Annotated in this window: 19 protein-coding genes, 2 tRNA genes and 3 other RNA genes; 8 read left to right on the top strand and 16 right to left on the bottom strand. The window is 49.0% G+C overall.

The genetic code is table 11. The features are described 5' to 3' along the window. Positions 1-4: 4 nt before the first annotated feature. The 3 genes from U0008_RS09795 to U0008_RS09805 all read right to left on the bottom strand — a co-directional run bounded on the left by U0008_RS09795 (position 5) and on the right by U0008_RS09805 (position 5,284). Positions 5-1,780, bottom strand: a complete 1,776-nt coding sequence (locus U0008_RS09795) for an ABC transporter ATP-binding protein/permease (RefSeq protein ID WP_043493051.1) — start codon at positions 1,778-1,780, stop codon at positions 5-7. 185 nt (positions 1,781-1,965) lie between these two features. Further along, entirely contained in the window at positions 1,966-3,243 is a 1,278-nt protein-coding gene (locus tag U0008_RS09800) for a YeaH/YhbH family protein (protein WP_040045087.1), read from the bottom strand. A 106-nt stretch (positions 3,244-3,349) separates the two neighbouring features. Continuing rightward, positions 3,350-5,284 carry a PrkA family serine protein kinase gene (locus U0008_RS09805; RefSeq protein WP_025802022.1) on the bottom strand — a complete coding sequence of 645 codons (1,935 nt, stop codon included), beginning with the start codon at positions 5,282-5,284 and terminating at the stop codon, positions 3,350-3,352. Positions 5,285-5,758: 474 nt separating this feature from the next. On the opposite strand from U0008_RS09805, the gene U0008_RS09810 reads away from it, so the two are divergent. Beyond that, positions 5,759-6,502, top strand: coding sequence for a MipA/OmpV family protein (locus U0008_RS09810; protein WP_025802023.1), 744 nt, complete (start codon positions 5,759-5,761; stop codon positions 6,500-6,502). 82 nt (positions 6,503-6,584) lie between these two features. Here U0008_RS09810 and U0008_RS09815 read toward each other — a convergent pair whose 3' ends face one another. After that, complete coding sequence (locus U0008_RS09815) at positions 6,585-7,457, bottom strand: D-hexose-6-phosphate mutarotase (RefSeq protein ID WP_043493338.1); 873 nt, start codon at positions 7,455-7,457, stop codon at positions 6,585-6,587. A gap of 101 nt (positions 7,458-7,558) precedes the next feature. Then, the gene (gapA, locus tag U0008_RS09820; RefSeq protein WP_038502170.1) at positions 7,559-8,554 is read right to left on the bottom strand and encodes a glyceraldehyde-3-phosphate dehydrogenase; all 996 of its coding nucleotides are present in this window, start codon (positions 8,552-8,554) and stop codon (positions 7,559-7,561) included. Positions 8,555-8,911: 357 nt separating this feature from the next. Between gapA and msrB the strand changes: the two genes are divergently transcribed. Further along, positions 8,912-9,325 (top strand): peptide-methionine (R)-S-oxide reductase MsrB, encoded by a 414-nt coding sequence (gene msrB, locus U0008_RS09825; protein ID WP_025802027.1) that lies wholly within the window; start codon positions 8,912-8,914, stop codon positions 9,323-9,325. Between the two features lie 77 nt (positions 9,326-9,402). After that, complete coding sequence (locus U0008_RS09830; protein ID WP_025802029.1) at positions 9,403-9,678, top strand: YeaC family protein; 276 nt, start codon at positions 9,403-9,405, stop codon at positions 9,676-9,678. A gap of 103 nt (positions 9,679-9,781) precedes the next feature. Here the strand turns inward: U0008_RS09830 and pncA are convergent, their stop codons facing one another. The 3 genes from pncA to sppA form a co-directional block, all read right to left on the bottom strand. Then, complete coding sequence (gene pncA / locus U0008_RS09835; RefSeq protein WP_043493053.1) at positions 9,782-10,411, bottom strand: bifunctional nicotinamidase/pyrazinamidase; 630 nt, start codon at positions 10,409-10,411, stop codon at positions 9,782-9,784. A gap of 25 nt (positions 10,412-10,436) precedes the next feature. Beyond that, positions 10,437-11,453, bottom strand: a complete 1,017-nt coding sequence (gene ansA, locus U0008_RS09840; RefSeq protein WP_025802033.1) for an asparaginase — start codon at positions 11,451-11,453, stop codon at positions 10,437-10,439. 178 nt (positions 11,454-11,631) lie between these two features. After that, positions 11,632-13,482 (bottom strand): signal peptide peptidase SppA, encoded by a 1,851-nt coding sequence (gene sppA / locus U0008_RS09845; protein WP_043493055.1) that lies wholly within the window; start codon positions 13,480-13,482, stop codon positions 11,632-11,634. Positions 13,483-13,778: 296 nt separating this feature from the next. Here sppA and U0008_RS09850 point away from each other — a divergent pair, with 296 nt between their 5' ends. The 5 genes from U0008_RS09850 (at position 13,779) to U0008_RS09870 (ending at position 18,945) form a co-directional block, all read left to right on the top strand. After that, complete coding sequence (locus U0008_RS09850; protein ID WP_043493056.1) at positions 13,779-14,327, top strand: NAD(P)H nitroreductase; 549 nt, start codon at positions 13,779-13,781, stop codon at positions 14,325-14,327. Positions 14,328-14,550: 223 nt separating this feature from the next. Next, positions 14,551-15,594, top strand: a complete 1,044-nt coding sequence (gene selD / locus U0008_RS09855) for a selenide, water dikinase SelD (RefSeq protein ID WP_043493057.1) — start codon at positions 14,551-14,553, stop codon at positions 15,592-15,594. After that, positions 15,594-16,727, top strand: a complete 1,134-nt coding sequence (gene mnmH / locus U0008_RS09860; protein WP_043493059.1) for a tRNA 2-selenouridine(34) synthase MnmH — start codon at positions 15,594-15,596, stop codon at positions 16,725-16,727. The genes selD and mnmH overlap by 1 nt, the downstream gene beginning before the upstream one ends. Beyond that, positions 16,727-18,646, top strand: coding sequence for a DNA topoisomerase III (locus U0008_RS09865; protein ID WP_025802043.1), 1,920 nt, complete (start codon positions 16,727-16,729; stop codon positions 18,644-18,646). Before mnmH ends, U0008_RS09865 begins: the two co-directional genes overlap by 1 nt. Further along, complete coding sequence (locus U0008_RS09870; protein ID WP_025802045.1) at positions 18,643-18,945, top strand: DUF1496 domain-containing protein; 303 nt, start codon at positions 18,643-18,645, stop codon at positions 18,943-18,945. The genes U0008_RS09865 and U0008_RS09870 overlap by 4 nt, the downstream gene beginning before the upstream one ends. 100 nt (positions 18,946-19,045) lie before the next feature. On the opposite strand, the gene U0008_RS09875 is transcribed toward U0008_RS09870, so the two are convergent. From U0008_RS09875 to U0008_RS09910, 8 genes are all read right to left on the bottom strand, one after another. Beyond that, positions 19,046-19,477: a pyrimidine (deoxy)nucleoside triphosphate diphosphatase gene (locus tag U0008_RS09875; protein WP_038502171.1), complete on the bottom strand. Its 432-nt coding sequence runs from the start codon at positions 19,475-19,477 to the stop codon at positions 19,046-19,048. Positions 19,478-19,482: 5 nt separating this feature from the next. Continuing rightward, positions 19,483-20,292 carry an exodeoxyribonuclease III gene (gene xthA, locus U0008_RS09880; RefSeq protein ID WP_043493060.1) on the bottom strand — a complete coding sequence of 270 codons (810 nt, stop codon included), beginning with the start codon at positions 20,290-20,292 and terminating at the stop codon, positions 19,483-19,485. A 106-nt stretch (positions 20,293-20,398) separates the two neighbouring features. Beyond that, on the bottom strand, positions 20,399-20,968 hold the full coding sequence (locus tag U0008_RS09885) for an LOG family protein (protein ID WP_043493061.1): 570 nt from the start codon (positions 20,966-20,968) through the stop codon (positions 20,399-20,401). Between the two features lie 145 nt (positions 20,969-21,113). Then, positions 21,114-21,241, bottom strand: a non-coding RNA gene (locus U0008_RS09890) — RtT sRNA. 40 nt (positions 21,242-21,281) lie between these two features. Then, a non-coding RNA gene (locus tag U0008_RS09895) (RtT sRNA) lies at positions 21,282-21,409 on the bottom strand. Between the two features lie 40 nt (positions 21,410-21,449). Then, a non-coding RNA gene (locus tag U0008_RS09900) (RtT sRNA) lies at positions 21,450-21,577 on the bottom strand. A gap of 39 nt (positions 21,578-21,616) precedes the next feature. Then, a tRNA-Tyr gene (locus U0008_RS09905) sits at positions 21,617-21,701 on the bottom strand. An 85-nt stretch (positions 21,702-21,786) separates the two neighbouring features. Further along, positions 21,787-21,871: transfer RNA gene (locus U0008_RS09910), tRNA-Tyr, on the bottom strand. Positions 21,872-22,020 lie beyond the last annotated feature (149 nt).

The following is a 22,020-nucleotide window of genomic DNA, read 5'->3' on the forward strand; positions in this document are numbered from 1 at the left end:
GTTTTTAGTGATTAAGCGAGCTAATTTCAATCACGGATGGGGCAGAGTAGTAAATCTCTTCTTGGTCGGCATCGGCCTGCTTAACAAATTTCCAGCGAATATTGTGGAAAGGTGCCACGCTGCTACGGTGTGCGACGCTGATCAAGGTTGTGTCGGGCAGCATTTGGTTGATCAGCTGATAAACACGCTGTTCGGTTTCTTCATCCAGTGCGCTGGTGGCTTCATCCAGATACAGCACGTCGGGTTTTATCACTAATGCACGGGCAAATGACAAACGCTGTTGCTCACCAGGGGATAGCTGATGAGTCCAGTTAGCGCGAATGTCTAATGCCTGATGCAAATGATGTAAACGGCAGGCTTTTAAAACCTGCTGTAATTCTTCGTCACTATAACCGGCTGAGCTTTGCGGATAGCACAATGCATCACGCAGTGTACCAATAGGCAAATAACTGCGTTGAGGCAAAAACAGCACGGTGCGTTGGTCTGCCGGAGGTTGTGAAATCTCCCCGTGACCATAAGGCCAGACGCCTGCAATGGCTCGTAGCAACGTGGATTTCCCGCAGCCAGAAGGACCTGTGATTAAGATTTTATCTCCGCGGCGTGCGTGGAGATTGGCATGGCTGAATAGTTCGCGCCCTTGATGCAAGCTCAAGGTGAGATCGCGCGTAACTAATGAATCATCACGGTCGGCGCAGGTCGTGTGGGAAAGATTATTTGGATGCTGCTCAATTGCGGTTATGGCAGCGTTAAAACCCGCCAAACGGTTTACACAGGCTTTCCACGAGGCCAAATCGGTGAATGCACCAATGAACCAAGACAGGGCACCCTGTACCTGTCCAAATGCGGAAGCAACCTGCATCAACGTGCCGAGCTGAATGGCGTTGGAGAAATAGCGCGGTGACGCCACCAGAATAGGGAAAATATTGGCAAACTGGTCGTAAAAGGTAGAGGCCACATTCAGGCGCTTCGTTAGGCGCATAATCGACCACCAGTTGCCGCGAATGTTTTCAAACTGGCCGCTGAGCTGATTTTTTTCCTGTTGTTCACCGTGATACAGCGCAATGGGATCGGCATTGTCACGGATTCGAATCAAACCAAAACGAAAGTTTGCTTCGAAACGTTCTTGATCGAAACTTAATCCCACCAGCGGGCGCCCAATCCACCAAATTAAAATTGATCCCATACCAGCATAGAGCAGGGCGAACCACACCATATAACCTGGGATAACAAACTGGTGGTCGTTCAACATGAATGAGATGGATCCGCTGACCGTCCACAATATGGCGACAAACGAAAATAGCGTCACTAGGCTGGAAAGTAGGCCGAGGCTTAAAGAGAGCGTTCCGTTGGTGAGCGCGTTGAGGTCCTGCGAAATACGCTGATCGGGGTTATCAATGGTCTGTTGAATTTCCGTGTGGTAATAGGCCTGATGTGAAAGCCATTTACTCATGTATTTTTCGGTCATCCAACGACGCCAGAGCATCTGTAAGCCCTGAGTCAGATAGATACGATAAATAGCGATAACAATAAAAATGACCGCCAGATAGCTAAAGCGTATTAGCTGCGCTTTAAACACGTCGTAATTACGGTTTTGCAGCGCATCGTAGAAAACACGATTCCATTCGTTAAACAAAACATTGATATACACGCCAGCGAGCGTGAGGGCGATGATCGCGATAAGGCGAGTCCAGGCGCTGACTTTTTCTTCTGAAACCCAATAAGGTTTAATCAATTGCCACACTTCTGACCAGTGTGTTGTTCTGTGAAGAGGTTGCTGCATAAGACGGTATTCCTGATGCAATAGTGACAATAAAAGTAATAAACAAAGCGACAAAAAAACTGTTGTCTAGATTGTGACAGACAGCACAATCCTACAAATGTTCAGTTGTAAATGAAGGTGTCAGCACGAAGAGAATAAAAAACCGCCGGCGGACAGAGATCCCGCTGGCGGTTGAGGATGTTTGCTTAGTTTTTGTTAACTTGGGCCTGAAACAGTTCTCTAAACACCGGGTAGATATCATCAGGCTCACGGATATGCTGCATCGCAAAGTTCTCAAACCGTTGTTTGAGCCCTTCGTATTCACGCCATAGCGTCTGATGGGCACGGCGGGTAATTTCAATGTAGCTATAGTAGCGTACCTGTGGCAGGAGCTTATTGGCTAATAACTCAGAGCACAGTGGTGAGTCATCGGCCCAGTTATCGCCGTCGGAAGCCTGCGCGGCATAAACGTTCCACTCTGCCGAGTTGTAACGTTCACGCACAATTTCATCCATCAGCTTAAGCGCGCTAGACACAATGGTGCCGCCTGTTTCCTGCGAGTAGAAGAACTCCTGTTCATCAACTTCTTTGGCTTGTGTGTGGTGACGGATATACACCACGTCGACGTTTTTGTACGTTCTGCTCAAGAAGAGATAGAGCAGAATATAAAAACGTTTAGCCATATCCTTAGTGGCTTGATCCATTGAGCCTGAAACGTCCATCAAGCAGAACATCACCGCTTGGCTGGAAGGTTCAGGGCGGCGTTCATAGTTCTTGTAACGCAGATCGAAAGTGTCAATAAATGGAACTCTATCGATGCGTTGGCGCAGCTCCGCAATTTCTTTACGGATACGCTCTTCTTCCAGCAGCTGTGCCGGTTCGCTGTGGCGTAGCTCTTCAAGTACGTTTTCGAGCTCATGCAGTTCACGCCGTTTCCCCGCGGTCATTGCCGTACGGCGCGCCAGAGAGTTTTGCAGCGAACGAACCACGCTAATATTGGCGGGCACGCCGTTCGAGGTAAAACCCGAACGATGGGTTTTATACTCGGTCAGCTGTTTGTATTGGTTTTTGCGCAGGTTTGGCAGCGCTAAATCTTCGAACAAAAGATCGAGATATTCATCTTTCGATATCTGGAAGACAAATTCATCTTCACCTTCGCCGTCTTTACTGGCCTCACCTTGACCACTTCCGCCGCCCCCTCCGCCGCCTTGTGGGCGTTCGATGCGGTCGTTTTGCACAAAGTGATCGTTGCCCGGATGGACACGATGACGCTCGCCGCCGCGTCCCTGATGAAACATCGGTTCACTGATGTCTTCATTGGGAATCGAGACAGACTCACCGCTTTCGACGTCGGTCACCGAACGTTTATTAATGGCGTCGGCGATAGAATGCTTTATTTGCGACTTATAGCGGCGTAAAAAGCGCTGGCGGTTAACCATGCTTTTATTCTTGCCGTTTAGTCGCCGATCAATGAAATAGGCCATATTTCCCCCAAACGACGTTACCGTCTGAAATACGCCGTAAATTCCCGTATGCCAACTCGGGTAAACCGCGCCAACGACTGGGTCGACGCGGTTTTGGTTACGCGCATTATGATGATTTTCTAACTCGCAGATACCATTCGCACAGCAGACGAACCTGCTTGCGGGTATAGCCTTTTTCCATCATACGGTCGACAAAATCGTCGTGTTTTTTCTGTTCATCGGTCGAGGTTTTGGCATTAAACGAAATAACCGGCAGCAGTTCCTCGGTATTCGAGAACATTTTCTTCTCGATCACGGTGCGCAGTTTTTCGTAGCTCGTCCAGTTCGGGTTATGTCCGTTGTGATTAGCGCGGGCACGCAGCACGAAGTTAACGATTTCATTACGGAAATCTTTCGGGTTGCTAATGCCTGCCGGTTTTTCAATTTTCTCCAGTTCCGCATTTAAGGATTCGCGATCGAATAGCTGACCGGTTTCAGGATCGCGATATTCTTGATCCTGGATCCAGAAGTCGGCATACGTGACATAGCGGTCAAAGATATTTTGTCCGTACTCAGAATAAGATTCTAAGTAGGCGGTTTGGATTTCTTTGCCGATAAACTCCACGTATTTCGGGATCAGATAGCCTTTCAGATGCTCCAGATATTTTTCTGCAACGTCCTGAGGGAACTGTTCGCGCTCAACCTGCTGTTCCAACACATAGAACAGATGAACCGGGTTAGCCGCCACTTCGCTATGATCGAAGTTGAAAACGCGTGACAGAATTTTGAACGCGAAACGGGTCGATAGCCCGTTCATGCCTTCATCAACGCCAGCGTAATCGCGGTATTCCTGATAGGACTTGGCTTTCGGATCGGTATCTTTCAGGCTCTCGCCGTCGTATACCCGCATTTTTGAATAGATGCTGGAGTTTTCCGGCTCTTTAAGACGAGACAAAATAGAGAAGCGTGACAGCGTTTCCAGCGTACCCGGCGCGCACGGTGCGTGGTCCAGTTCGCTGTTGCGCAGCAGCTTGTCGTAGATTTTCATCTCTTCAGACACGCGCAGGCAATAAGGCACTTTGACGATGTAAACACGGTCAAGGAAGGCCTCATTATTTTTGTTATTACGGAACGTCACCCATTCCGACTCGTTGGAGTGCGCCAAAATGATGCCACTGAAAGGCAGGGCGGAAATCCCTTCGGTACCGTTATAGTTGCCTTCCTGCGTTGCGGTTAGCAACGGATGCAGCACTTTGATTGGCGCCTTAAACATTTCCACGAACTCCATCATCCCCTGGTTTGCACGGCACAGTGCGCCGGAGTAACCATAGGCATCAGGATCGTTTTGGGCATGATTTTCGAGTTTACGAATATCCACCTTACCCACCAGCGCAGAGATATCTTGGTTATTCTCGTCGCCCGGTTCGGTTTTAGCGATGGCAATCTGTTCAAGAATAGATGGCCATACTTTAACCACTTTGAACTTGGTAATGTCTCCACCAAAATCATGCAGGCGTTTGGCCGCCCACGGTGACATGATGGTGCCGAGATAGCGCGGAGGAATGCCGTATTCTTTATTCAGAATATTGGCATCTTCCTGTGGATTGAACAGGCAAAGCGGATGATCGTTAACCGGGCTACGTTCACCGTTGGCGCTGAGAACATAGATAGGCACGCGCTGCATCAATGCTTTTAGGCGTTCCGCCAGCGATGATTTACCACCGCCGACCGGCCCCAGCAGATACAGGATTTGTTTTTTCTCTTCCAGACCTTGCGCGGCGTGTTTGAGGTACGCCACGATTTGTTCGATGGCTTCTTCCATGCCATAGAATTCTTCAAAAGCAGGGTAGCGGGCTATGACCCGGTTCGAGAACAAACGCGACATGCGTGATTCAAGCGCGGTGTCGATCATGGCAGGCTCGCCGATAGCCATAAGCAGACGCTCAGCGGCGTTCGCGTAGGCGCTACGATCCTGACGGCAGATAGCAAGGAAATCCTGCAGTGTGAACTCTTCGTCCTTGGCAGCTTCATAACGCTGGCGATAGTGGTCAAATATGTTCATAGCGATGCCCGTCCTGATAAAATGGTTGGGAACAAAAAAAGTAACAGTCTTCATTTTGGGGGTTAAAATTTTGAAACTGTTACCATATTGTTATGAGCGGCTTTCATCAGTTGGTCAAGTTACCGGCAGGTAAGATTGGTATAAAATTTATCGGCATTATGAAAAGCATTTAGATATAAATGCTGAGGAAGAGTGGTGTAAAAGCGATAAATCTACCATTTGTGCTGAAAAGCATCTCACGCTGCCAATATTTTCGCCGAATTCACTACAACAAATATTTATTAAAGGCATTTGTACAACGACAGATGTTGAAGCTGAAGCGTAAAAAATAGTGATGTTTCGGCACAGCCTGTTTGACAGATGTAAAGATTCCGAAACTGCCTGAAAAATTGTAAAAAATCGACTTAAAACAAGTTTTTGGTCTACAATCAGCGCGTTGTTTATAGACTATTTAGTTAGGGACAAAACATAAACGTGAAAACTTTAAAATTAACTACGCTAGGGCTGCTCGTCTTGGCTGCTACAAGTGCCGCTCAGGCCGGAACGTGGTCTTTGGGGGCTTCTGCGTTAGTCAGCCCAGACCCTTATCGCGGTAATAACGATCGCGTATATCCTGTTCCAATCATTAACTATGAAGGCGATGACTTTTACTTCCGCAGCCTGACCGCTGGCTATTACCTGTGGAAGGATGAGCAGAACCAACTGAGCGTGATGGCTTTTTATAATCCATTGCACTTCAAGGCGAGCGATAGCGACGATCGCCACATGAAGCAGTTGAGCAACCGTCATTCCACCGTGATGGCCGGTGTTGCTTACACTCACAAGGAAGATTGGGGCTCCATTCGTACCTCTTTCGCCGGTGATATTTTGGATAACAGCAACGGCCTAATCGCCGATGCCGCTTATTTGTTCCCAATTACCGCCGGAGACTGGTCATTTACACCAGGCGCGGGTGTGACTTGGAACAGCTCTAACCAAAATGATTACTACTTTGGCGTGAGCGGCAGCGAATCAAACCGCAGTGGTTACAAACGCTATACCGCAAGCGACAGCTGGAATCCGTATGTTGAGTTAACGGCTCGCTACCAGATTAATAGCAGTTGGAATGCGTTCTTCACCGGGCGTTATATCCGCCTGAGCGATGAAGTGAAAGATAGTCCAATGATTGATAAGAGCTACACTGGCTTGCTGTGGACCGGTGTGACTTACACCTTCTAAGCATTGGCTGGGTTGTTGAAAATGAGGGACGCATAAGCGTCCCTTTTTTATACGCTTAAATTAGCGCTAAGCGGCAGCGAGATTAGCGCAGAGGGCGCGCACGCAGCGTGACGGAAAGTCGTGACGGGGTATTCGCGGAGGCTTTCATCGGGCTGGTGACATGCGCGGTTTCAACGCAAACCATGGTCTTATAGCCATCGTTTGGCATATCGGCCATGCTCACAGAAAGCTCAGACCACGGGTTCCATGCAACCACATCAGTATTGTTATGGTGATGCACCTCAATCACTCGCTGTAACGCTTTGTCCGTGATGACGCTAAATGGTTCAGGCTTGGTATAGATACGGTCTGTGCGCGTTGCAAAGGTCAAATTGCCTTGCTGTTCGCCGGTGCCTGGGTTGACTTTATCAATGTATGGCGAGCCCAAACCACTGACGTCAATCTGGGTGATGTCACCGATATTGAAATAGGTATGAAGTGCGGCGGTGTATTCGTATTCACCGTGAGACTCCAATTCCATTTCGCATACTTCGCCGAGCTTGAAGCGTGCAATCAGGCAGAAGTCATGCGGCCAATATTTTTTGCTTTCAGCGCTTTGTTCGAGGGTGAACGTTAAGATCACGCCGCTTTCATCTTCATCATGCGCGGTAAGTGTCCAAGGCAGATTACGGGCAAAACCATGCGCGGGCTGACCGGCAGGGCCAAACCAAGGCCAACAAATAGGAATTCCGCCGCGAATTGCCACGCCGTTTTTGAATGCGGTTTCGCTGCTCAACCACAGTACGGGTTTCTCACCAGAAGGCTGCCAAGTGAGTAAATGCGCGCCTTGCAGGGTGACAGCAGCGCGAACTTTGGGATGATTAACTACAACAACAGGAAGTTCGTCTATTTGGCGTTGAGAAATGTACGGGGTGATTTGTTCTTGAACGGGCAGGGTAAAGATCTTTTCAGACAAATTTTGTTGTGACATCAGATTGGCCTTCATATGCTAGGTGCAAAAAACCAAAAAAAAGGGCGACATAAATGTCGCCCTCTCATCAACTTCTCATCGCTAAATTATTTAGAGATGTGAGCGATCAGATCCAGAACTTTGTTTGAGTAGCCAGTTTCGTTATCGTACCAAGAAACCAGTTTCACAAAGTTGTCGTTCAGCGCGATACCAGCTTTAGCATCGAATACTGAAGTGCAAACTTCGCCGTTGAAGTCAGTAGAAACTACGTCATCTTCGGTGTAACCCAGTACGCCTTTCAGCTCGCCTTCAGACGCAGCTTTCATTGCAGCACAGATTTCTTTGTAAGTTGCTTTCTTCTCGATACGAGCAGTCAGGTCAACAACAGAAACGTTAGGGGTAGGAACGCGGAACGCCATACCAGTCAGTTTGCCGTTCAGTTCTGGGATTACTTTACCTACAGCTTTAGCAGCACCGGTAGATGAAGGAATGATGTTCTGGGATGCGCCGCGGCCGCCGCGCCAGTCTTTGTGAGACGGGCCATCAACGGTTTTCTGAGTTGCGGTAGTCGCATGAACGGTAGTCATCAGTGCTTCAACGATACCGAACTTGTCGTTCAGAACTTTAGCCAGTGGAGCCAGGCAGTTAGTGGTGCAAGATGCGTTAGAAACGATATCTTGGCCAGCATAAGTCTTATCGTTAACACCCATTACGAACATTGGGGTGTTGTCTTTAGAAGGACCAGTCAGAACGACTTTCTTAGCACCAGCAGCGATGTGCTTACGTGCAGTTTCGTCAGTCAGGAACAGACCAGTTGCTTCAGCAACAACGTCAACGTTGACTTCGTTCCATTTCAGGTTAGCCGGATCACGTTCTGCGGTAACACGGATTGTTTTGCCGTTAACGACCAAGTGGCCATCTTTAACTTCAACAGTGCCGTTGAAACGACCGTGAGTAGAGTCGTACTTCAGCATGTAAGCCATATACTCAGCGTCTAACAGGTCGTTGATTGCAACGATTTCGATGTCAGAACGTTCTTGAGCAGCACGGAAAACAATACGGCCGATACGGCCAAAACCGTTGATACCTACTTTGATAGTCATATATTCCACCAGCTATTGGTTAGTGAATAAAAGGTTGCTTGTAAAATTACAAAAACCTTATAAAGCGTCAAGCGGAATCGTGTCAATTATTGCTGTAAATCAAAGCGAAGCCTTGGCTGAGCACATATCACACGCTTCCATTTAACACTCTGTTTCGGATTATACATGGGGGCAGTCATCTGAGTCTCAAGCCATCTCGACTTTCATTTGTGATGCTCATCACAAAAATGAGGCTGCCGCCGATTCGCTAAACAGTTTAGACCAAAATTGGCTGAACCGTTGTTAACTGTTTGTTATAATTAATCGCCAAAAAAAGTGATCAATGATAATCAAAAACAACTCTTCGAGAACGCACAAATGGCTAAAGACGATTTCTCTGCACAACACCCGAATGACTTAACTGAGATGCAACGCTACGTTACACAACAGCGGGGTACTGAACCGCCTTTTAGCGGAAAACTGCTACACAATAAACAAGAAGGCATTTATCACTGCCTGTGTTGTAACAGTCCACTGTTCTACTCTAACAGCAAATACGATTCTGGCTGCGGCTGGCCTAGCTTCTACCAGCCCGTGAGTGCGGAGGCTATCCGCTACCTTGAAGACAATTCACACGGCATGCAGCGTACTGAAATTCGCTGCGCTCACTGTGATGCGCATCTTGGCCACGTTTTCCCTGATGGACCACAGCCTACCGGCGACCGCTATTGCGTGAACTCTGCATCGCTTAGCTTCACCGATGAAGACTCTGGTAAACAGACTCAGGGCTAACAATAAACTCTTTTCTATGTGCTTATTATAGCGCAGAAGAAACGATTCAGCAAAGTGCATCTTAAACGAGGTTTAAAATGGAACTAGACGATTTGCTGTCGGTGATGACGCCAGAAATTTATCAACGCTTGGCAACCGCGGTCGAACTCGGCAAATGGCCAGACGGCGTGAGTTTGACGCCAGAGCAAAAAGAAAACAGCCTGCAAATGGTGATGCTATGGCAGTCGCGCCATAACACCGATCCTCAGCACATGAGCATCAATACGCAGGGTCAAATTGAAATGAAAAGTAAGCAGGACTTTAAAAAAGGCTTCGAGCGCGATGCCATCATTCGTTTAAAGCCTGAAGCATAACGCTTTATTCAGGCAGCATTTTTCAGGTGGCAGGGTGTCGTGGCTTGAGAGCGGTAGGGCGGAAGCGTTGATTGCCATCCGTCCTATGCAAGAGAATAAAGGTTTAAAATCTAACATCGCTTAACGTCATCAACGTTGCGCCTAGCGTTTGCATCTGCTGGAGCGCAATTTTGCTGTCTTCAGGCTTGATATTGACGCCCCGGCAACCGTCGGTAATCACCACCACGCGATAACCCAGATGCAGCGCATCCATCACCGAGTATTTTACGCAATAATCCGTGGCTAGCCCCATCATGTAGAGCGTGTCGATTTGATGCCTTTGCAGCCAGCTATGCAACTCCGTTGAGGCTCTGCGGCCATTGTCAAAAAACGCGCTGTAGCTATCGATTGTGGCATCGGTGCCTTTGTGCACGATGTGATCGAAATAGGCGGCATTCAGCTGTGGATGAAACTCAGCGCCTTCTGAACCTTGAATACAGTGATCGGGCCACCAAATTTGTTCTAAGCCTGCCAGCTCGCCCATTTCACCGATTTTTCCCCCAGACTGGCTGGCAAAACTACCGTGATACGCGGGATGCCAATCTTGAGTCGCAATAACCGGCACGCTGTTTTGCTGTGCCTGTTTAATCGCATTCAAAGCGATAGGAATTACTCGATCGCCTTCGGAGACTGCCAGTGCGCCCTGCGGGCAAAAGTCATTCTGTAAATCGATAAGCAATAATGCGGCTGACATTGGCAGTTCCTTTTTTTAATTTTTCTCAGTCGGTGATGCTCAACTCTCCGCGAAGATCCTGTTTCATCAATTCGCGAATTTGCTCAGGGTTGAGATTTTGGCACAACAGATAGTGCAGTTTTGTTAGCGCCGCTTCAACCGTCATGTCGAAACCGCTGATTACGCCCGCATGCGCCAGCGCATTTCCCGTGGCGTAACCTTCCATATTCACGCGGCCTGAAATGCATTGGGTCAGGTTAACCACCACGATCCCACGATCGGAGGCTTCCTGCAATTCTGCCAGCAAATCGGCTTTTTGCGGAGCGTTGCCCACGCCGTAAGAACGCAAGATCAGTGCCTTGACCGGCTGGCGCAAGAAGTTACGCACCACATCGGCGGAAATTCCGGGGTAAATCGTCACCACGCCAATCGGCTGCGGTGTAATTTGATGCACCTTGAGCGGCGCATTATGCAACTGAGTCATCAGTGGCGCGATACGACGGATATTAATTCCGACCTCAAGCAACATCGGGTAGTTAGGTGACGCAAAAGCATCAAAACCGTCGGCGTGCGCTTTGGTGGTGCGGTTGCCGCGAAACAGCTTGTTGTTGAAGAACAGCGAAACTTCGTTAATCGGATAGTTGGCGGCTAGATACAACGCATTGAGCAAATTGATTTGCCCATCTGAGCGTAGCTCAGCCAGCGGGATCTGCGAGCCAGTAACGATAACCGGCTTCGCGAGATTTTCGAGCATAAACGACAGAGCAGAAGCGGTGAACGCCATGGTGTCGGTACCATGCAGGATCACGAAACCATCATATTTGTCGTAGTTGGCTTCAATGTCATTCGCAATATGTTGCCAATCTTCTGGCGTCATATCTGAGGAATCGATCAACGGCTCGTAGGCATGAAGCGTGAAGTCAGGCATTTCAGGACGATGGAACTCCGGCATCAAGGCCAATTGGCGCTGCAAGTGGCCCGAAACAGGAATGTAGCCATTCTCTGAACGCTGCATGCCGATGGTGCCGCCGGTGTAGGCTACGTAAATAGATTTCTTCTGCATGGCTTAGGATTCTGTGTGGCGAGATTTTCGCGGTGGATTAAGCGCAATGGCCTAGAGATGGAGTGGATTATAGGGCGAACGCCAAATAAAAAAAGCCCACCAAGCCGATAAACCAGAATTATGGCTTAATCAATTTGGTGGGCCCGCATTTTACTTTTCTGTTTTTACTTCTCTGTTTTTACTTCACATCACCGCAGCTCATGCATAGCGCATAGCGATTTTGTGGATCGTTCAAGGTGGCCATCCAGTCGGTTTTATCCTTCAGCAGCGCAGAAATACGCACCAAAGACTCTGGTAGCATGGCACGTACGGCGGAAGGTAACGCCGCTTGTACCGAACCGGTTAACTGACCTAACACCATCTGTCCAAAGCTTGGATCTTCAACAAACCAGTTCAGTTGGTAAGTTTTCAGCTTGGCAAGCTCTGCCGCTTTGGCGACGGCATCGTCGAAATCACCCAGTTGGTCAACTAAACCGTTCTTCTTCGCATCAGTACCCAACCACACGCGGCCCTGAGCGATAGCATCAACTTGTTCTGGGGTTTTGTTGCGCGCTTTGGCTACCAGCGTGATGAAGTTTTTATAGCCGTTCTCGATGTTGATTTGCATCATCTGCGAGAAAGCTTCAGGCAGCGCCTTGGTGACTGTGAGGTCTGCCAATGGTGATGTCGCCACGCCGTCGGTATGAACGCCAATGCTATCGAGCGTATTTTCGAAGGTGTTAATTACGCCGAAAATACCGATAGAACCGGTTAACGTGCTTGGGCTTGCGAAGATGTAGTTAGCCGGTGTGGAGATCCAGTAACCGCCAGAAGCGGCGAGGCCACCCATAGAGACGACAATTGGTTTACCTGCAGCGCGTGTAGCTGCCAGCTCAGAGCGAATGACCTCAGAGGCAGAAACGCTACCGCCAGGGCTGTTTACGCGTAGAACAATGGCTTTAATTTTAGGATTTAAACGAGCATCGCGGATCTGACTTGCGGTGGTATCGCCACCCACGTTACCCGGCGTTGCTTGGCCATCCATAATGGCACCATCGGCAAAGATAACGGCGATTTCACTTCCGCTTTTCTTCTCAGCCGGTGGGGTATAGTCATACATGCTGATGGCGCTGAAATCTTTAGTGGTTTTATTCCAGCCAAAGGCTTTGGTAAACAGATTTTCAACGTCTGAACGCGAAGCTAACCCATCAACCAGTTTATTATCGAGCGCATATTTGGCGGTATCGCCGCCCGCAGCCTGTAGGCCTTTCAATACAGCTTCTGCGCCAGGGAAGAGCTGTTCCGCTGTGATCTGACGGTTTGCAGCAACGGTTGCGACGTAGTTGTTCCACATACCGCTCAGCCACTCGTTATCCGCATCGCGTGCCGCGGGTGACATATCGTCGCGGATCATCGGCTCAACCGCAGATTTATATGTACCAACGCGGAAAATGTGCGTGCTGACCTTAAGCTTATCGAGCAAGGTTTTGTAGTAAAGGTTATTGGTCGCCATGCCGTGCAGATCGACCACGCCCTGCGGTGACAGATAGATTTTGTTGGCATAGCTCGCCAAATAGTACTGGGCTTGGCTATAGCTATCGGCAGTGGCAAAAATTGGTTTACCACTGTCACGGAACTCACGCAGCGCTTTACCCATATATTGCAGCGAAGGCTGATCCGCGCCCGCAAAATCATTAAGCGACAGCACCATACCGGTGATATTTGGGTCGGTCTTGGCCTGACGGATCATATCGACCACGTCAAACAGTGAGTTTTCCTGTAGACGATTGCTACTTGCACCCAGCAACTCTCTGCCTATCTGGCTAAATTTGTTGCTGATGGCAGGGTTATCGACTACAACGCCGGTCAGGTTAACCAGCAGGGCGCCTTTAACCGGTTCAACGGGTTTGGTTTGCATCTGGAAATAAATTCCCATACAAACCAAAATCAGTAGGATCAGGAATACGTTCAAAATAAACTCGCGGATAAAATTCAGTATCCGCCAAGTCCATCGAAATACACCTGAAATGCATCTCCACAAAAAGTGCATGTGCTCTCCATATTAAATTGTGTTGTCTTATGTTTTGCTTATAGCCGCATTTTTTTAAGAATATCAGTTTTTAAAAACATCAGCATTTTGCGATTCTCGCACTATGCCAGAGTTAGGGTTGTCGCGCCGTATTTTACTGTAACAAGCATAAATGGTTCTTATAGCTTTTGCTTTTCATATGGGTGAACGCTGAAAGCGCAGCTAATGATGCAAAAACGATAATGTCTAGGTTAACAAATCGTGATAATGTTGATAACAATTATCAATTAGAAAACAGCATAATTTCGGAGATCGTTATGGATGCGCTGGAAATATTATTACAACGCCGTTCGGCTTCACGTTTGACCGCACCGGCACCTACCGGTGATGCGTTAGAAGCCATTTACCAAGCGGGCTTACGTGCGCCAGACCACGGAACATTGCAGCCGTGGCGCTTTATCACCGTTGAAGGTGAAGGTCAGGAGCGTTTAAGCGCGTTATTACATGGCATAGCCGTGGAAGAACAATTAGATGAAAAGGGCATTGAGAAAGCGAAAAATGCGCCGTTCCGTGCGCCGTTGATTATTACCGTCGTGGCTCACTGTAATACGGAAACCAAGGTTCCACATTGGGAACAGGTGGCTTCAGCCTGTTGTGCCGTTATGGCCATGCAAATGGCGGCGCAGGCACAAGGATTTAACGGTATTTGGCGTACCGGAAAGTGGACGAGCGATGAGAAAGTTCGTGAGGCCTTTGGCTGCCGGGAGCAAGATGAGATCGTTGGATTCCTGTATCTCGGAACGCCACAGCTTAAGTCTCCGCGTGTCGCGCCACTCGACAGTAGCCAATTTGTCAGCGCCTTCTAAATGCTAGCCAGTTTCACTCTGCCGCGCAGCGAATGGCTCGCCGCAGAGTGAAAGTTATCTTGTCATACCCACCAAAAATCTTAAGCAGAAAACTATTTTGCTGGTTTACTGTGCAATCACGCGATTTATTCCACAGATCTTTCCGGTATTTCCTTCACTCCCTTACTAAGTTCGGCTTCAAGCGCTAACATAGCAGCCATAAATTAGATGGAAAGGAGTAGATATGACTGCGCCAGCCATTCGTTTGACTCAGTACAGCCATGGGGCGGGATGTGGATGTAAGATCTCCCCTAAAGTGTTAGAAACCATTCTGCACAGCGAACACGCTAAATTTGTTGACCCGAACCTGTTGGTCGGTAACGAAACGCGTGACGATGCCGCTGTTTATGACATCGGTAACGGGGTCGGGATCATCAGCACCACCGACTTCTTTATGCCGATCGTTGACGATCCCTTTGATTTTGGTCGTATAGCCGCCACCAACGCGATTAGTGATATCTATGCAATGGGCGGAAAACCGATTATGGCGATTGCGATTCTCGGTTGGCCGGTCGATAAGCTTGCACCAGAAATCGCCCAGCAGGTGATTGAAGGTGGGCGCTTTGTTTGCCAACAGGCGGGCATTTCACTGGCTGGTGGGCACTCGATTGATGCGCCGGAGCCGATTTTTGGCTTAGCCGTTACCGGCATGGTGAGTACCGATCGCGTGAAGAAAAACAGCGCTGCGCAGGCGGGCTGTAAACTCTATCTGACCAAACCGCTCGGTATCGGTGTGTTAACCACCGCTGAGAAGAAAAGCAAGCTGCGTCCAGAACATCAGGGCGTTGCCACTGAGACTATGTGCCAGCTCAATAAACCAGGTGCAGATTTTGCCGATATTGCGGGCGTCACGGCGATGACCGATGTGACCGGTTTTGGTCTGCTGGGTCATCTGAGTGAAATTTGCCAAGGCTCAGGTTTACAAGCCACTGTCTGGTTTGATCAAATACCGAAACTGCCTGATGTCGAAAGCTACATCAATGAAGGCTGCGTGCCGGGCGGTACAGGTCGTAACTTTGAAAGCTACGGCCATCTGGTGGGTGAAATGACGGATATGCAGCGCAAATTGTTGTGCGATCCACAAACCTCCGGTGGCTTATTGCTGGCTGTTTTACCCGAAGCTGAAGCTCAGATCCAAGATGTAGCCAATCGCTTTGGACTGACGCTAACGGCCATCGGTGAGCTCCATCCGCGCCAGCCAGAACAGCCTCTGATTGAGGTGCAGTAATGGTTTTGCCGTCTAATCCACGCGTTAACTCGCGAGCCAACGGCGTGGATTACCATCGTATTCTGGTTGATGATATCCCGTTAATTGATGTTCGTGCTCCCGTTGAGTTCGCTCAGGGGGCATTTCCCTGCGCGCAAAATCTGCCGCTTATGTTAGACAGCGAGCGCGAAGCCGTTGGTATCTGTTACAAGCAGCACGGTCAGGACGCCGCGATAAAGCTGGGTAATGAACTGGTTTATGGTGCGGTGCGCGATGCTCGTCTAGCTGCATGGCGCGAACAATGTGCTCGTCACCCCGAAGGCTATATTTATTGTTTTCGCGGTGGATTGCGTTCACACATTGTTCAGCAGTGGCTGCATGAAAGCGGGATGGACTATCCTCTTATTGAGGGCGGTTATAAAGCCTTGCGCACCTTTGCGATGAACGCCACCGAGCAAGCATCACTGCTGCCAATGGTACTTATTGGTGGCAATACTGGCAGTGGTAAGACCCGTATGCTGCGTGAGCTGGCGGCGGGTATCGATTTAGAAGGTGTTGCCCATCATCGTGGTTCATCGTTTGGCCGCACCTTGGTCAAACAAAGCAGTCAGATCGATTTTGAAAACCGTCTGGCTGTGGATTTACTCAAAAAACAAGATCAAGGCATACGTCACTGGTTCCTTGAAGATGAAGGGCGGATTATTGGCTCAAATCATCTGCCGATCTGTTTTTATGATCGAATGCAAAAAGCGCCGGTTGCGGTGGTGGACGATCCTTTCGAAACACGCATCGTCCGATTGCAGGAAGAGTACATTGATCTGATGCGCGTTGAGTTTGAACGTGTCTACGGCCGAGAATTAGGTTGGGATAATTACGTTGAATACCTGCATCACGGTTTGTTTGCGATCCGCAAACGCTTGGGCATGGAACGTTATACTAAACTTAAACTCTATCTAGAGCAGGCGCTTATTCAGCAGCGTGAAACGCGCATCAGCGATGGGCATCTCGCGTGGCTGGTGCCGTTGCTGCAAGAATATTATGACCCGATGTACCGCTATCAACTGGAAAAGAAAGCGGAGCGTATTGTCTTCCGAGGCAATTATTCGGAAGTTAAGGACTATTTATTGGCGACCAGCCAGACTTACGGTGACTGATGCGTCTGTTTATTGCGGAAAAACCAAGCCTGGCGCGCGCGATTGCCGACGTGCTGCCAAAACCTCACCGACGTGGTGACGGGTATATCTCTTGTGGTTCAGGTGACACTGTCACGTGGTGCATTGGCCATTTGCTTGAACAAGCGGAGCCAGATGCCTACGACACGCGCTACGCGCGCTGGAACTTAGCCGATCTGCCGATTGTGCCTGAGAAATGGCAGCTAAAGCCTAAACCCTCTGTTGCCAAACAGCTCAACGTGATTAAACGGTTGTTGGTTGACGCCCAGCAGGTTATCCATGCGGGTGACCCCGATCGTGAAGGGCAACTGCTGGTGGACGAGGTGTTAGATTACCTAGAGCTCGCGCCTGAAAAGCGTCAAACCGTGCAGCGCTGCCTGATTAATGACTTAAACCCACAGGCGGTAGAGCGTGCGGTTTCGCGGTTGCGTGATAACCGTGAGTTTATCCCGCTGTGCGTGTCGGCGCTGGCCCGTTCACGGGCGGATTGGCTATACGGCATCAATATGACCCGTGCGTATACCATTTTAGGCCGCAATGCGGGCTATAACGGCGTGCTGTCGGTGGGCCGTGTGCAGACGCCGGTATTAGGCTTGGTGGTGCGCCGTGACGAAGAGATTGAAAACTTCGTCAGCAAGGATTTCTATGAGGTTAAAGCTCATATCGTAACGCCTGCGGAAGAGCGTTTTACGGCGATGTGGATACCGAGTGAATCATGCGAACCTCATCAGGATGAAGAGGGGCGTTTGCTGAATAAGGCACTGGCTGAGCACGTTATCAAACGGATTGAAGGCCAGCCCGCCCTTGTCACCGGTTATAATGATAAACGGGAATCAGAAACTGCACCGTTGCCATTCTCGCTTTCGGCTTTGCAAATCGAGGCCGCTAAGCGTTTTAACCTAAGTGCTCAACAGGTGCTGGATCTTTGTCAGCGCCTGTATGAAACCCACAAACTGATTACCTATCCTCGTTCCGATAGCCGCTATTTGCCTGAAGAGCATTTTGCTGGACGTCATGCTGTGATGAACGCTATCGCTTCACATGTCCCAGATTTACAACAGGTTGCTGCTGTTGATCCCGACAGACGCAATCGTTGCTGGGATGATAAAAAGGTTGATGCTCACCATGCGATTATCCCGACCGCGCGTGCTGGCAATATCAATTTAAGCGACGATGAACGCAAAATTTATACCTTGGTGGCGCGTCAATATCTGATGCAGTTTTGTCCGGATGCTATGTACCGTAAATGTGTTATCGATTTAGATATTGCCAACGGTAAATTTGTTGCCAAAGCGCGTTTCCTCGCTGAAGCAGGCTGGCGAGCGTTGCTGGGTGCCAAAGAGCGAGATGATGAGGACGAAGGTTCTCCGCTGCCGGTGGTTGCTAAGGGAGATGAGCTGCTGTGTGAGAAAGGCGAGCTGATGGAACGTCAAACTCAGCCCCCGCGTCCATTCACCGATGCAACGTTATTATCGGCCATGACGGGTATTGCGCGTTTTGTGCAAGATAAAGAGCTAAAGAAAATCCTACGAGCAACCGATGGTTTAGGGACTGAAGCTACGCGTGCTGGAATTATAGAATTATTGTTCCGGCGTACATTTTTGTACAAAAAGGGTCGCTATATACATTCGTCAGAGGCGGGAAGAGCGCTGATCCACTGTTTGCCTGAAATTGCAGCAAGGCCGGATATGACCGCAGATTGGGAAGCCACGCTGACCCAAATCAGTGAAAAAAATCGACGCTATCAGGACTTTATGCAGCCGCTGGTGGGCACTCTGTATCAGCTTATCGATCAGGCGAGAAGCAATCGAAATCCTCAGGCGTTTCGCGGTTTACCTCCGGCGGCTGAAAAAAGCGCCAAGCGAAAATATAAGCCAAAAGCAAAGGAGAACAAGGCATGAAAAAGAGTGCGATAGGATTCTGGTTATTGCCGTTGGTATTGCTCAGCGCCACGACGATGGCAAATCGCAACAATGGTATTGATGTGGTTGTGCCAGTTTCTCCCGAAATCCTGAATAACACCGGTGGCTATAGTAATAACGACAGCAATGTGAACTGCCCACGTTGCTGTATTTATGATAACCGTAGCTATTCAGAAGGCGCGGTGGTGAAGGCTGAAGGGGTATTGTTGCAGTGCTCAGCGGATAAAAATGTATTGAGCACCAATAATCTCAAATGGGTTGTATTGAAAAAAGGTTAATGTACAACGTTAACAAGCCGTTGCAAAAAGCCCAAGGTTATTTAGATTCGGGCAATTGAAAGTAAAAAGGCCAGCGCTTAGCACGGGCCTTTTTACTTATTTACGCCTCATCATCTTGTTGCGATAACCGCGCTAGCTTCTGTTGATAGGCGTGTAGCAGGGGAATATCAGCCGGTGCCAAATCATAAGACTCGGCTTGCTGCGGAGTTACCCATACCAATGCTGCATGCTCGTTGGCGATGAATTCACCCTCAGTATGCTGCACACGCCAAGCATGTAGATGGATAGTTTTGTTCTCAAGCCTCAGCGTGCTGCTGGCGACATAATCCGCCACGCTGCATCTTACCGACAACTCTTCTGCCAGTTCACGGCACAGCGCTTCAGGCTGAGTTTCACCCATCTCAACCTTACCGCCGGGAAATTCCCACAAACCAGCCTGATCTTTATTCGCCCCTCGTTGGGCTAATAAGATTTTGCCTCGCGATTCAATAATGGCGGCAACGACATCGATCGTATTATGAGGTGCGGTCATTTCTATCACGCCAGCTTAAACTCAGCCCAAATTGGCGCATGATCGGAAGGCTTTTCCATTCCGCGAATTTCGTAATCGATACCGGTGTCGATGCATTTTTCAGCGAGCGGTTGGCTTGCCAAAACTAAATCTATGCGCAGACCACGGTTGTCATCAAAGCCTTTTGAGCGGTAGTCAAACCATGAGAACTGATCGTTACGCTCAGGGTTAGCTTGGCGATAGGTATCAATGAGTCCCCAATTTTTCAGGCGATCCATCCATTCGCGCTCTTCGGGTAAGAATGAACATTTCCCGGTGCGTAACCAACGCTTACGGTTTTCTTCGCCAATACCAATATCATCATCGGTTGGGCTAATGTTTACGTCACCCATCACGATCACTTGTCCCGCAGGGGTCTGTTCAGACTCAAGATAGTTCTGCAAATCTTGATAGAACTTAGTTTTTGCTGGGAATTTGACAGGGTGGTCACGGCTTTCGCCCTGAGGAAAATAACCGTTGATAACCGTGAGCACGCCGGTCGGCGTAGCAATATCGGCCATAATGATACGACGCTGCGCATCTTCTTCATCGGTTGGAAAGCCTTTGCGTACGGCCAGTGGTTTTTCCTTCGTCAGCAATGCAACGCCGTAATGTCCTTTCTGACCATGATAGAAAATGTGATATCCCAGATGCTCTAAATCAGCCAGCGGGAACATATCATCGTGAACTTTGGTTTCTTGCAGGCCAATCACATCAGGCTGATGTTTTGCGATGATGGCTTCAAGTTGATGTGGACGGGCACGCAGTCCATTGATATTAAAAGAGATAAATTTCATAAGTGCAGGCCATATTGAGGCGTTCTGGTTAACAAAGCGTTGTTAAACAACAGTTGTGAATGAATAGTAGCAGAAAGCCTACCAATTCAAAAATCACGCTCAGTCACTATGCCCAGCGGTTCAAATTATGGGGGTGATAGTGGTCGAATTCTTTTAGGATTACCGCCGGATCTTCTAAACAGACCAACGTATCGACATACTGCTGACGAACAAAGCCTTGCTGGGCGCTGTAGCGTAGAAATTCGATCAGCTTTTGGTAATAGCCTGCAACGTCCATGAGTGCGATAGGTTTATTGTGATAGCCGATTTGGCTCCACGTCCAGATTTCGAATAATTCTTCTAAGGTTCCGATCCCGCCGGGCAGGGCAATAAATCCATCCGATAGCTCGGCCATACGAGCCTTGCGAGTATGCATATCGGGAACAATATCTAAAGAGGTTAAGCCGTAGTGCGCGGTTTCCGCTTCCACTAAACGCTGTGGTATGACGCCATGCACTTCACCGCCCGCGTCAAGTACCGCATTGGCTAACACGCCCATGAGCCCTTTGCTGCCGCCGCCATAGATTAATTGACGGCCTTGCTGAGCAAGTGTACGGCCAAGCAATTTAGCTGCATCGGAATAGGCTGGATTAGTGCCTTCACTGGCGCCGCAAAAAACGCAGATGTTGTTACGCATGACATATCCTACTGCTGAAGAGAAAAGCAGTGGTATAGCGGATTGATGCTAGGAATTCAAGGAGATGATGGAGAACAGGAAATTATAGTGAAATGGGGAATATGCGATTTTTATATTTGTTTGGGATTGCAAAGCTAAGAAAGGATGGTGGTGGGGGAAGGATGACTCATCGCTGCGCTCTTCGCCCTGCGGGCCGTCGCAAGCGACGTTGTTTCGCTACGCTCAACTCGAACCTTAATCGAAGGTTCTCGACCTTCCCCGTGGGGAATATGCGATTTTTATATTTGTTTGGGATTGTGAAGCTAAGAAAGGATGGTGGTGGGGGAAGGATGACTCATCGCTGCGCTCTTCGCCCTGCGGGCCGTCGCAAGCGACGTTGTTTCGCTACGCTCAACTCGAACCTTAATCGAAGGTTCTCGACCTTCCCCGTGGGGAATATGCGATTTTTATATTTGTTTGGGATTGTGAAGCTAAGAAAGGATGGTGGTGGGGGAAGGATGACTCATCGCTGCGCTCTTCGCCCTGCGGGCCGTCGCAAGCGACGTTGTTTCGCTACGCTCAACTCGAACCTTAATCGAAGGTTCTCGACCTTCCCCGGGGGAATATGTGATTTTTATATTTGTTTGGGATTGTGAAGCTAAGAAAGGATGGTGGTGGGGGAAGGATTCGAACCTTCGAAGTCTGAGACGGCAGATTTACAGTCTGCTCCCTTTGGCCGCTCGGGAACCCCACCACGAAATTCGTGGTTACGAATTGTTGCCCGGTTTTCTCCGGAAAGCTGCGGCTAACAGCTTTTTTATCTCATCAGGAAGAAGAGATGGTGGTGGGGGAAGGATTCGAACCTTCGAAGTCTGAGACGGCAGATTTACAGTCTGCTCCCTTTGGCCGCTCGGGAACCCCACCAGATTTTTAATCGCTCCGTTATCACCGGAAGCGGGGCGCATAATAACAAATCGCGCCGCGCTGTAAAGCATTGGGAGGTAAAAAATATTTTGTTTGCCGTTTTTTTGCACTTAACGCCTTTTGTGTGAACAAAAAGCAGAGAAAAAGTC

Origin of the sequence: Hafnia alvei, from assembly GCF_034424155.1 — a bacterium.
Taxonomy (GTDB): Bacteria; Pseudomonadota; Gammaproteobacteria; order Enterobacterales; family Enterobacteriaceae; genus Hafnia; species Hafnia alvei.